This window comes from Spirosoma validum, assembly GCF_014699035.1.
GTDB classification, from domain to species: Bacteria; Bacteroidota; Bacteroidia; order Cytophagales; family Spirosomataceae; genus Spirosoma; species Spirosoma validum.
This window is the reverse complement of record NZ_JACXAA010000026.1, coordinates 24,900-37,005: the sequence shown is the minus strand read 5'-3', so window position 1 is coordinate 37,005 and position 12,106 is coordinate 24,900. Positions and strand designations below refer to the sequence as shown.

Genomic DNA, 12,106 nt, shown 5'->3' with positions numbered 1-12,106 from the left:
GAGCAGGAAAATCCAATTCGTCATTTGAGGTAGTCTTACCAAAATGGAAAATTTCGTCATTAAAATTAATAGCGTAAACAGCCATCGCACGGAAGGAGCGTTTGGGAGAATGGTTTATTTCACGACAACAGTCTGACTTTCGATAACTGCTTTAGCTTAACGTGAATAATGAATTGCATTGGCTGAAAGACAGCACGTCCAAACTATCCTTCGACGGCTCGCCGACCAGAAAAGTTGCCTCACTCAGATCGGTTATCAGCCCTGACTTTCTTCGCCCAGATGGCCACTTCCAGACCAACCACCGTCAGAGAAGTCTGGCCACCGTTCTCGACAACGATTTCGTTCCAGCCCTCGCGGACCAGCGTAATGGGAAAGCGAAAGCAATAACCGGCGTGGTCTGTCGAGAGGTGGGTGAGCGGACCGGCGGCAAACAGCAGTTTGTCCTCCCGCTCGCTCTGTAGCACTGGCCAGCACTCATTGAAGGACACGGACAAAATCTTCACCTCGTCGGCCGCGTTCAGCACTAGTTGAACGCAAACCTCGAGAGTACTATCGGGCGGTTCGGCACACATGGGCACCCGAAATGCGTGCTGATCATTAAACGCCAGGCGCACCGGCAACTGAGCCGGTAAATCGAAGGGGGTCAGGTTGTACATCCGCCCCCCAATGCCCAGCGAATACTGCTTGGGCTGGCCCCGCAGCTTGTCCAGATCGGCGATCCCCTGCAAGGCCCCGTACTCCGACTGGAGACCCGGCAACCGAGCCTGATCGGGATTGTAGAAATTGTACCACTCGATGCCATCGGCACCCAACCCTAGTTTACCAGCTGCATTGCCCTTCATCAGCGGGCGGCTGGTTGGCATATACCGCATCGGTTGAGCCAACGTACTCGTCTGGTTGCGCGTAGGCAGCATATTCACCCCCGCATCGATTACCCCGTAGATGGCCACCCGTTCGCCAAGCTGAGCGCGTAACTGGTCGTGAGCCATGTCCCAGGTGGTGCAAACAAAGCCCGACGGGCAGATAAAATCCAGGGTTCCTTCCCGGCACAGGCTTACCACGTCCAGCCCGATGGTTTTTAACATACCCAGCCGCCCCGGTATGCGAAGTCCCAGCGGGTAGGGCCGACCGGTTTGCCCAGCCCGGCGCTGGGTCAGCGCGCGAATCTGCCGCAACCAGTCACTCATCATGGCCACCGTTTGGGGCGAGGCTGTCGGCTCGCAGCAGAGCGGCTGTCGCCACCAGTCGAGTTCCAGCCCCTCAAAATCGTAGGCCTCGACGACCTCCCGGATTTGCTCGAACATCAAGGAACGAACCTCTGCTTGCTGGTAGTTAAGCCCGGCCCGATTCGAAGCCCGATGGGAGCCGTAGTAACTGCGCGACAGGCGCATGTCGGCCCGCTTGAGCAGGGGGGTGTTGAAGAAACTACCCTCGAAGTTGCTAGTGCCGTGGACGTCGTTCATGCGAATGCTGACCCAGGGGGAGAGCCTCCGTTGACGGCACGCCTGAGCGGTTTCGGCCAGCCAGTCCACCCCCGCGTCGAGTAAATCCTGGTATAGATTCATAAACGCCATCAACTGGTCGATGTACCCCTCGACCCCTTTTGGATTGTCTTTCAGCACGCCCAGTGCGTGACCGCGGAAAAAGTCCCGGTCGCCCCGCTGGTAGCCCTGTAGAATGTGAGGGACGGTCTTGCTGGGGTACCAGGCCCGCGACCCGTTGGCATTTATGATGAACGTATCGACGCCATTATCGGCGAGCGTACCGACGAAGCGGTGGATCGCTCTGGGTGAGAAGGGGCCGCCTTCGAGCGTGGGTGCAGAATTGCGTTTACCCGTAACGGGGTTCGTAGCCAGCCGCCAGGCAAAATCTTCGGGTTGCCAGCGTTCGGGGTTGTAGAAAAAGACGCCCGTATCGCCATTAAACAGGTTACGGTGACCGACCAGTGCCGAGCGGCCGGTTGGCGGCAAAACGAGTCCGTTCCCGGCTAGGGCTCGTAGCTTGTCCATTTGTTGCTCAAGGCCGGGCAGCCCCGCCCCAATGCTTACCGAACAAGTCCGTAAAAAATCCCGTCGGGTATTCCCATTACCAGGTTTAGCCATTGATTGGTCGTTTAGCTGTTTGGCAGAGCAAGTTGAGCGTGAATTCGAACCGAACCGCTCAGGCCTGCCGGTGTGGGCATCCCACTCATGCGCACCATTCGTTTTTTAAGCGTTAGGTAGTTCAGTGGTCGCTTATAAATGAGTTATAGTCAGTACGTAATTCCGGGCCAAAAAAATCTCAGACTATTATCCGCACTAGCCTTCAGGTTCGGAGCGGGTAAGTAACCAAAATTAAACAGTATTGTCACCGCCAAGTAAGAAATCATACCAAGCTCTTCCAAGAGAACATTGACATTACAATCCTGACCGTGGAATTGATCTTTCACGTCCTAGCACCCCTTGCTCAATTTATGAGTTTACTCATCAGCCAAAACTCAGGACAAACACGTTGCGCGACCGCCAGTAAAGTTGGTCAGGCAGGAACAGATTCGTAAGCTATACCCAAAAGGGTCTACACTGCAAAACGGGGTCACTGTGGTTCACTATTTTGGAAAGCCCAAAAAAGAGAGGTGTTCCGCAATGGACACCTCTCTAAACGTCAAAAATTGATTAATTCTGCACAGCCAACGGATTGTACAAAATTTCATCTTCGGGAATCTGAAGGGTCATATTGGCTACCGGTAAACTGGACTTGGTAACATGGTTAGCAGAGCTGGCTCTGTCCACCGGGATATTCCAGCGCTTGTTGTTGTAGAACTCGCGGCCGCCTTCACCCCATAGTTCGATGCGGGTTTGTAGCTGCACCATTTGTAACGTGGTGAGTCCCTGCATCGCAGGATAAGTAGCCGTCGTTAGCGGTGTCATTCCTGTTTTGGTACGGGCAGCCAACAGCCTGTCGAGCGTTGCTTTGGCAGCAGTTTCTGTGGCCGGCGACATCGCTTCAGCTTCAGCTTTCATAAGCAGTACTTCCGAAGAACGCATGTAAAACGCCGTTGAAGCGCCCACATCAATTTTGTTGTTGCTGTTTAATCCGTGCGTAGCTGCGAATTTTAGGTTTGTGTAAGAAGGAATAAAGGCAACCGTGTTGTTTGGCGGATAGGTGTAGTTGCCAAGTGGTGCCAGCGAAAATACATCTTTACGGAAATCATTGGGTGCTATTTTTTCATACAGTCGGTTATCAATCCTCTTGTAAGCTCTTTCCAGCCCTCCATTACCTCTACCGAAAGGATTCATGTAAGCGGTAAAGTACGTGTTAGCAGCACCAAGCGGGAAACCTAAAATGACCTCCGGATTTTGTGCATTATTGAGAAAACCATTGGTTTCCGGCCTTATTTCGGGAGCTGCTGCGGTGCCTATGTTCTTACCTCCATACTGTGCCTGATTTAGAAATGTTGGATACTTTGCTAGAATCTCATTGCACGCACTGATCGCAGTAGCCCAGTCCCCCGTCCAGATCGATACCCGTGCCAGCAGGAAATTGACCACAGCCAGATCGATATCAGTTATATCAGCCGTATAGCCAATCCCAGCCTCTTTGAACAAGGCAATGGCCCGGTTCAGGTCGTTTTTGATAAAGGCATACGTTTCTACAGCAGATGAACGAGGCTTGTTTTCCTGAGTGGGTTGAAACCGGTCATACAACGGAAGGCCAAGTTTGCCATTTCCGCCCTGCAGGAAAGCGTTCTGATAATTTTCCATTAGGTAGTTGTATCCATAGGCTCTGGCAACCAATCCTCTGGCTTTACATTCCTTCAGAAAGCTGTTGCCGGCCACGGTTTCATCCGGAAGATAATTGAGCATCTGGTTCGCAGTAGTAATACAAAACCAACCATAATTCCAGTAAACTAAATTCTTCGCATTGGCAGATCCAATGAAGTCACCGAGCTGATATTCGATTGAACCGGAGAGTACGTTCAGCCCTTCCTGATCGCCCAGAATGATATCATTTCCTTCAATAGAGCGATTGACGTCCAGTCCCTGACTAGAATAATACATGTCCGCAACGCCCGCACCTGTGGCACCCGCGTTGTTGAACAGCAGGGGCATGGCGTTGGCCAATCCACCCAAGACGATCCGGATTTTGGCATCGTCACCCGATGCCAGAAGTTCGGCTATTTGCTTGTCGGTAATGCTGTGGGGTGGCTCCACTTCCAGCTTATCGGCACACCCAGAAAATAGTAGCATACCCGAAACTGCCAAACCCGTTATATATTTATGTAGAATACTCATCGTTCGACTACTTAAAAGTTCAAATTAATACCCACCGAAAATGTGCTCATAGGCAGATACACGGCTGCCCCTACTTCCATTCCACCTACCAGCGACATGCGCGGATCTATACCTGAGTGAGACGTCAACATGGTCAGGTTGTCGCCGGATGCATACACCCGTACACTTTTTGTTTTCAGCTTGTCCAGGATGGCGCTACTAAGCGTATAACCCAGGGTGAGGTTTTTGATATTCAGATAAGAAGCGCTGAATAAAGCCAGATCTGTATACTGCCATGGCCCAAATGTAGCCCCGCTCGTATAGAACGTATCCCCATAAAATGCCATCGGGAATTTGGCGTCTCTGTTCTCAGGTGTCCAGGTATTTCCCAATACTTCTTTCGATAATGCGTTCCCTATGTTCCCCGCTCTATATATGTTGTTGGCATATTCCACACTCAGGAATTTTCCCCCCAGCTGGTAGGCCAGGATAGCGGTGAAGTCGAAACCTTTATATTGAACGCTTGTCGAAAAGCCACCAATAATTTTGGGAATAGCACTACCCATTTCATACCGGGTGGCCAGCGTGTAGTTCGTTGTACTAACAATGGTTCCCACTCCGCTATCCATAAAGCGTCCTGCAGCCTGGTCTGCCTGCGTAACGGTATGATTGAACAAGGGCAAACCTGTACTCTGATCCACTCCCGCGTACTTGTAGAGATAAAGGTTGTAGAAATCCTTATTTTCACCACGCAGGTACATGATCTGGCCGGCGGTGTTAGCACCGCCATTGGCAATTCCCCATCCATCGATGAAGCCTGTAAAGTTTCCGCCCAGTGCTGGCGAACCTACACTTTTGGGAAATTTAGTCAGAATGGTGCGGTAGTGGGTACCGTTCAATCCGATGCTCCAGTTGATATTTTTGTTTTGGATGAGTTTGATGTCTAAGGCAATTTCCACACCGCGGTTGACAATTTCAGCGTTGTTCAGGGTGAGTGAAGTTTGTCCCAGTGAAGTGGCAAGAGGCTGTGCAAACACGGAGTTTACCGTTTTCTTGTTGTATATATCTATGGTTCCACTCAATCTCCTGTTAAAAAGGGTGAAATCGATCCCGGCATCAAAGGTGTGCGTGTTTTCCCAGGTTAATTTATCATTTACGGCAGCACCTTGCTGAAGTGTGTACGTTGCAGGAACACCCGTTCCAGCCGTTGAGTTTGTGTAAACCGCACCGTAGCTCCAGGTCTGATAACCCGAATAGTTGCTGATACCGCTCTGGTTACCGATAACTCCATAGCTGCTCCGTATTTTCAATTCATTGATGACGTTATGAGCCCCCTGCATGAATTTTTCCTGAGAAATACGCCATCCACCACCAACAGACCAGAATGTTCCCCAGCGATTCTCGTTGAGTCGGAATTTAGACGAACCGTCTCTGCGCAGCGAGCCTTCCATAAAATATTTGTCGTCATAGTTGTACACCGCCCGGCCAAAATAGCTATCCATGGCCGTGATGTCTCCACCATAACCCGGAACACCGAACGGTGCGCCCGCTGTATTGTACCGGCTGGTGAAATTACCGGCGCCGGTAAATCCATTGATCAGCGAATACGCGGAGGCATAGTTCAGCAGATCACTTTTATATTGGTAGAATTCATGGGCAGCCAGTGCCGTAACGGAGTGGCGACCAAATTCTCTACCCCAGTTAAGCAGCTGCTGCGTGTTGAAAACGCCGGTGTTCGTATAATACTGGCCAATCGCACCTATACCCACTACAGCGCCCGTCTCAGGGTTACCGTAACGCGTCCGCTCTTCCGTAAAGCGGTCATACGAAATGTTGTTTGTAAAGCTGAAATTCTTGAGGAAACTCACAGTGAGATACCCTTTAAGGTTCAAGTCGTGCGATTCCCTACGATCGATGTCTTTATCCAACAGGTCGATCAGGTTGGTAGCATAAAGCGGTTGGCTGGTGGTTCCGTTCGGGAACGTACCGGGCTGAACGCCAAGTGGCGAATAGCTATCATTCGCATTATCAGACACCATATCGGTGCCGTTCGGATTTTTACGGATATTTCCCTGAAGGTCTCTGGCGAACAACGGTACGAGTTGATTCTGCCCATTTACCCACCTGAATACGTTTTGCTGCACGGTTCCGGGGTTACGTCCGAAACGGGTAGCCGGAGACAGGGTATTCCGATAACTATAACCCAGATTTGTTCCTATTTTCAGCCAGTTGGTGAGTTTTGCATCAACTTTTGTCCGTGCGTTGTAACGCTTGAATGCCGACCCTCTGATATAAGAAGGATCTTCCAGCATGCCCACAGAAACAAAGTAATCCATTTTATCGGATCCACCGCTTGCTGATATCGTATGCTCCTGACGGAACATTTTTTCGAAAAAGTAATCCTTGTACGATCCGGCTTTCCAAAGTTCTCTTGCATTCGGATTCAACTTGCCCGTAGTAGGGTCAATCAGATACGCACCCGACATGGTCGCACTGGCATTGGCTCCGCTACCGGTGGTGGTATACACAGCGCCCGGCACGTCATAGGCCATGTAGTTCCCCAATAGGTTCATGGCAAAGTTTGTCCTTGACCCTGTGTAATCGAATAAATGGGAACTGGCAAACAAACCGGCCGCTTCAGGAGACATGTTTGGATTGGCCACATTCGTCGTGAATTTACCGTCGGTCGATGATCCGCCGTTCACACCGTAGCGTGCGGAGTTGTAGATGGCCAGCCAGGCATGTTCATAAATGTCTTTGGCATCATCCATGAGATCAAACCGCAATCCACCCAGATAATTGAATCCAGCCCGAGTTTGTACCGAAATAGTCGGTTTGCCTTTTGTTCCTTTTTTAGTGGTCACCAGCAAAACCCCATTTGCTCCACGCGAACCGTAAACGGCAGTGGAAGCGGCATCTTTCAGCACGCTGATGCTTTCAATGTCTTTTGGATTGATGGACGACAGTGCATTGGGGTATTCAGTGGGCACACCATCGATCACGATCAGGGCATTGGAGCTGTTTTGGCTGGTAGAGCCCGCTCCGCGTAAACGAATACCCATGTCCAGACCGGGCTGTCCATCAATGGCAGAGACCTGAATCCCGGGAACCACACCTTCAAGGGCTCTGGTAACCGTGGAGTTTGCCTGCACAGAAATGATTTTAGAATCAACCTGTGATACCGCACCAGTAAGCGTGCTTCGCTTCGCCGTACCGTACCCGATAACGACGACTTCGCCAAGCTGATTGTCTGCCGCAGCCAGACTAATGTTAATAACTTTCCGGTTGCCCACAACGGTTTCCTGGGTGGTGTATCCGATAAAGGAAAATACCAGGGTAGAATTTGCATTAGGAACATTTGAGATGGTAAAAATTCCATCGGCATTGGTAACCGTGCCAGTCGTTGTCTCTTTAACGAGCACACTCACCCCGGCCAACGTGGCCCCTGAGGCATCGGTTACCTTTCCGGAAACCTGCACCTGTGCATAAAGGCCCAGGCTAAAAAGCAGGTTGCACAGAAGGAATACGGATCCTTTTCTTTTGATCGTAATGATTTTGAGCATAGGTGAATAAGGAATAAAGGTGAATAATAAAATGGCAAAATAATTGGTACAAGAAAAGTGGTATTCACTTGTTGCAAAAGCAGACGAGGAGCAGCTTCTTCCTACCTAGCGTATTCACTATTGATCCGTGAATTAATCTGTCATAAAGGCTATTTCTTTTTTATTGAAAAAACGCCTTCACCAAATTAGGGTCCTATTCTAAATGGCTGACTTCTTCTAGAATCGCTACAGTTAATTCGGCTAAGTTGGGCTATTTTTAGTAAGTGGGCAGCGCGGCTGCTGCAAAGAATTACGCCGGGCGTCGCCACGCTAAGGGAATTCAATATCCATTATATCTGAATATCAGTAGTTTACAAAAACGAACGTATCGTTTGGCGAATTAACCTGTATGCTGTACTGGCCATTCTCAATCGTGGTTACAGCCTGATTGCTCCGTTTTATAACTATGTTAACCCCAGCAACGGAGCCGTCCTGTTTCGACGTTACCAGGCCGGTAACGGTCTGTTTAGCTGTACTGGTAGCATTATTCTGTGCGTAACCTAGCTGGGTGCATAACGTAATCAACAAGGTCCATTGTAAAATTTTTGCCATTAGTATCCCGGATTGAGTTGTAAAAAGTTTTATCTGGAGTGATCTTACGTTAAAATATGATTATTCCAGCCAAAAATTCAACAAAACATACAAGATTTGCTAAAAAAAAACAATATTCTGCTATAAAAATATAATATTGGCTATTTACTGGCGTCGTTCGGTTGGCGTTCGATCCCAACAGTGGTCTTTTAATTCACGTAGTAATTCCGGTGATAGACTATCCCCGTCACTGGCGGCTATATTAGTCACGACATTACCTATCTGACGCATCCCGGGAACTATTGTATGTACGTCAGGATTGCTCAGAATAAACCGCAGTGCCATTTCCAACATGGTCATCCTTGTGAAATAAGCGGCTTGAGCGTGTCGGCATGATCGACACTGCTATTCAGATTTTCGGGCACAAAATACATTGAGCGCCAGTTGCTAGCCGGGAAGGTCGTTTCTTTAATAAACATACCGCTCAGGGTTGCTTCATTGAATGGCCTCCGAGCAATAATGCCGATGTTAAACTCTTTGTAAAAAGAACCAGATTGCCTTAGGGATTCGGCTCGAAAATATTGTAGATCATCTATACCGCATCGATCAGTCCGGTACGTAGCGTATTCAGACAGTTGTCCGGCTCCCAGCGATTCACCGAAACACCCCATTTCCGCACTTTGACTTGTTGCGATAGTTTTGTGATATCTCCCTGCTGCTCGTTCTGGTCGGTCTAAACATCCTCCCAAACGTGAAACTGGTGTAAATACATTGTTCAGCTTATAGGCGGAATAGATTCAAGACCGTATTGCGTTTGCACACAACAAACGATTTGCTAATTATCATTATTTGTTTGGACTAACTGAAACGGCAATGTAAAATGAGAGCTTTGTATAGCTTCTATTTCCGTTGTACTGATTAGTCAAGGGTTCCTGCACCATCACTCAATTTTAGGTCATATCAACGGTCAACACAATATAGGCTGAGTTAACGTCCAAATCGTCCATTTAAAGGGATGAGCATGATAGAAAACCTTACATAATCATCTAAATATAAGCCTTTTATGAAGACCGTCGTCCATTAAAAGTCGTCCACGAAAACCTCCTAATAAAATCAGGATAAGACATTCCCTAACACGTACTTAGAATTTACTTAGAACACGAACGTAACAAACTCGTTTACATTACAGATTAACGGAAAGTCGTTCTGTTTTTCGATCACACCCACTCAGTCCAGACCAGCAAACACATTAACTTTCACGACGTTATGAAACTCTTGGTTGTCGAAGATGAGCCTAAAACCCTTCAGGCGATTCAGCAGGGTCTGGAAGAAAGCCAGTTTGACGTAGACATTGCCTACGATGGGCTAATTGCCAGACGCCTTGCGCTGAAAAATAATTACGCGGCTATTATCACCGACCTGATTTTGCCGGGGCTGAATGGCTATGAACTCTGTCGCCAGCTACGGGCCGAAGGAATTACTACGCCCATTCTGATGCTGACTGCGCTGGGCGAAACCGACGACAAGATTTCGGGGTTCGATGCGGGTGCCGATCAGTACCTGACCAAACCGTTTCAGTTTACCGAACTATTGGCACGGGTACGAGCCCTGACCAAACGCGGTACGAACGTATCCATGACGGCCCAAACGTTACGGTATGGCGGAGTCGAAATGAATCTGGATACCAAATCCGTTACGCGGGATGACCAGCCGATTGAGCTGACCGCCCGTGAGTTTGCCCTCCTGGAATTTCTGATGCGCAATCAGGGGCGGGTCCTGTCGAAACCGTCGATTGCTGAGCACGTCTGGGATCTGAACTTCGATACGGGTACCAATGTCGTGGAGGTTTACATCAACTACCTCCGCAAAAAAATCGACAAAAATTTCCCCAAGAAACTGATTCACACCCATTTCGGAATGGGGTATATGTTTAAAGAAGAGTAGAAAGGAGAAGGGACGAAAGGAGGCAAACAGATTCATTTGCACTATTCCTTTTATCCCTTCCTCCCTTCTCCTTTCCTCCTCAAAAATCATGACCATTCGCAAGCGACTTACCTTACGCTTTACAGGCCTGGTATCCAGTATTTTGCTGCTGGCGTTTGTGAGTATCTATGCCTTCTGCTGGTACTTTATTTCATCAGACTTTTACCGGCGGCTGGACCGAAAAGCGAGTACGACCGGGGACATGCTGATTCGACACCGGCTGGATGCGCAGCTTATCCGGCAACTGAACCGCATTCGGAAAGACCAGCTGCCGAACCAGAATATCATCGTATTTGACAATCGGGATTCAATCATTCTCTGCACGAATGAATCCCGCCTATTACCCATTCCCAAAGCTGTACTGGCCAGTATTCGAAAAAACAAACGAAAAGATTTCCAGCAAAACGGTTACTACCTGTCGGGAATTCGGTTCATGACCGCTTCGGGTCAGTTTGTGGTGGTGGCCAGTGCCGAAAATACGTATGGGGATGAATTCTTACGGCGGCTCCTCTGGGCGCTGACGGGATTATTTTGTCTCATTGCGGGCATTACGGCGTTCTCGGGCTGGTTTTTCGCAGGCGATGCGCTTCGACCAATGCAGCAGATTGACCAGACGGTTAGTGCGATTTTTCCCCGTAATCGGGACGAACGACTCGTTGTAGGCCGTGAAGATGACGAGATCAGTCGACTGTCGATTACCATTAATCGCTTACTGGATCGGGTTACCGAGTCCTTCCGATTGCAGCGCATGTTTGTGGCCAACGTATCGCACGAACTGAAAAACCCGCTTACCCAGATCAGTTCACAACTGGAAGTGAGTCTGCTGAACCAGCGCGAACCGGAAGCCTATCAGCAAACAATTCGCTCGGTGCTTGATGACGTGGAAGAACTGACGACGCTCACGCATGAACTGCTTCAACTCTCGAAGGTCAATCAGGATGATGCAATCGGTTTGATGACCGATGCGGTGCGGCTGGATGAGATTGCGTGGGATATTCGGGAGCAGATTACCGCTAGTAATCCACACTACGTAGTAAACGTTGAACTCGGCGCATTGCCCGAAGATCCCGATCAATTGACGGTGCAAGGAAATAAAACCCTACTGGAATCAGCGCTGAAAAATCTGGCGGAAAACGCCTGTAAATTTTCGGATAATGGCCAGGCGCTGATACAGGTCGATTTCGGTCAAGACATAGTGCATATCCAAATTCAGAACACCGGGCAACCCATTCCAACGGCTGACCTGCCCTATATTTTCGAACCCTTTTACCGAAGCCGACAAACGGCCGATGTCCGGGGCTATGGCGTAGGCTTATCGCTTGTCGAACGAATTATCCGGCTGCATGGCGGGCAGGTTGGCGTGACGTCCATAGCGGGCCAGCCGACGGTTTTCCACGTCGAACTGCCTCGCTAAGGCAATCCTTCTAAGCAGATTCTAAGGAGTTTATCAGCCAATCCTAAGAACCACAGGGCATATTTACGAGTACTCACCCACTGGCCAAGTAAACGTAACGTAACGATGCTCCATCCTGATGCACTTCATCCCTACACACCTTTTTTTCCACCCGGCCCTGTTGAAACGAAGGCAACCCGAAACAGAATGAACAACCCTTATGGAGAAGAGCCCCCTAAAAAACCAGACTGGCTGATGATCTTTATGGGCATTTTGTTCGTACTGACGTTACTCCTGCTCTGGATCGTCGATATTCCCCGTTTACTTAACTAGACGGCGCGGATTCC

General features: G+C 49.2%; 8 protein-coding genes. 3 read left to right on the top strand and 5 right to left on the bottom strand.

The window, feature by feature from the left end:
• Positions 1–239: 239 nt before the first annotated feature.
• The 5 genes from IC230_RS32475 to IC230_RS32455 form a co-directional block, all read right to left on the bottom strand.
• The gene (locus IC230_RS32475; protein WP_191043254.1) at positions 240–2,102 is read right to left on the bottom strand and encodes a hypothetical protein; all 1,863 of its coding nucleotides are present in this window, start codon (positions 2,100–2,102) and stop codon (positions 240–242) included.
• A 549-nt stretch (positions 2,103–2,651) separates the two neighbouring features.
• On the bottom strand, positions 2,652–4,271 hold the full coding sequence (locus IC230_RS32470; protein WP_191043253.1) for a RagB/SusD family nutrient uptake outer membrane protein: 1,620 nt from the start codon (positions 4,269–4,271) through the stop codon (positions 2,652–2,654).
• An 11-nt stretch (positions 4,272–4,282) separates the two neighbouring features.
• A complete protein-coding gene (locus IC230_RS32465; protein ID WP_223861004.1) occupies positions 4,283–7,813 on the bottom strand; it encodes a SusC/RagA family TonB-linked outer membrane protein in 3,531 nt (1,176 codons plus the stop codon).
• Positions 7,814–8,155: 342 nt separating this feature from the next.
• A complete protein-coding gene (locus tag IC230_RS32460; protein ID WP_191043252.1) occupies positions 8,156–8,404 on the bottom strand; it encodes a hypothetical protein in 249 nt (82 codons plus the stop codon).
• A 335-nt stretch (positions 8,405–8,739) separates the two neighbouring features.
• Positions 8,740–9,054 carry a hypothetical protein gene (locus IC230_RS32455; RefSeq protein ID WP_191043251.1) on the bottom strand — a complete coding sequence of 105 codons (315 nt, stop codon included), beginning with the start codon at positions 9,052–9,054 and terminating at the stop codon, positions 8,740–8,742.
• Positions 9,055–9,649: 595 nt separating this feature from the next.
• On the opposite strand from IC230_RS32455, the gene IC230_RS32450 reads away from it, so the two are divergent.
• From IC230_RS32450 to IC230_RS32440, 3 genes are all read left to right on the top strand, one after another.
• Positions 9,650–10,327, top strand: coding sequence for a response regulator transcription factor (locus IC230_RS32450; protein ID WP_191043250.1), 678 nt, complete (start codon positions 9,650–9,652; stop codon positions 10,325–10,327).
• Between the two features lie 88 nt (positions 10,328–10,415).
• Positions 10,416–11,780, top strand: coding sequence for a sensor histidine kinase (locus IC230_RS32445; protein ID WP_191043249.1), 1,365 nt, complete (start codon positions 10,416–10,418; stop codon positions 11,778–11,780).
• Between the two features lie 105 nt (positions 11,781–11,885).
• On the top strand, positions 11,886–12,092 hold the full coding sequence (locus IC230_RS32440; protein ID WP_191043248.1) for a hypothetical protein: 207 nt from the start codon (positions 11,886–11,888) through the stop codon (positions 12,090–12,092).
• Positions 12,093–12,106 lie beyond the last annotated feature (14 nt).

Excerpts from the sequence above, each read along its gene's own strand:
- IC230_RS32475 (WP_191043254.1), bottom strand. The coding sequence starts at position 2,102 with ATGGCTAAACCTGGTAATGGGAATACCCGACGGGATTTTTTACGGACT.
- IC230_RS32470 (WP_191043253.1), bottom strand. The coding sequence starts at position 4,271 with ATGAGTATTCTACATAAATATATAACGGGTTTGGCAGTTTCGGGTATG.
- IC230_RS32465 (WP_223861004.1), bottom strand. The coding sequence starts at position 7,813 with ATGCTCAAAATCATTACGATCAAAAGAAAAGGATCCGTATTCCTTCTG.
- IC230_RS32460 (WP_191043252.1), bottom strand. The coding sequence starts at position 8,404 with ATGGCAAAAATTTTACAATGGACCTTGTTGATTACGTTATGCACCCAG.
- IC230_RS32455 (WP_191043251.1), bottom strand. The coding sequence starts at position 9,054 with ATGGGGTGTTTCGGTGAATCGCTGGGAGCCGGACAACTGTCTGAATAC.
- IC230_RS32450 (WP_191043250.1), top strand. The coding sequence starts at position 9,650 with ATGAAACTCTTGGTTGTCGAAGATGAGCCTAAAACCCTTCAGGCGATT.
- IC230_RS32445 (WP_191043249.1), top strand. The coding sequence starts at position 10,416 with ATGACCATTCGCAAGCGACTTACCTTACGCTTTACAGGCCTGGTATCC.
- IC230_RS32440 (WP_191043248.1), top strand. The coding sequence starts at position 11,886 with ATGCTCCATCCTGATGCACTTCATCCCTACACACCTTTTTTTCCACCC.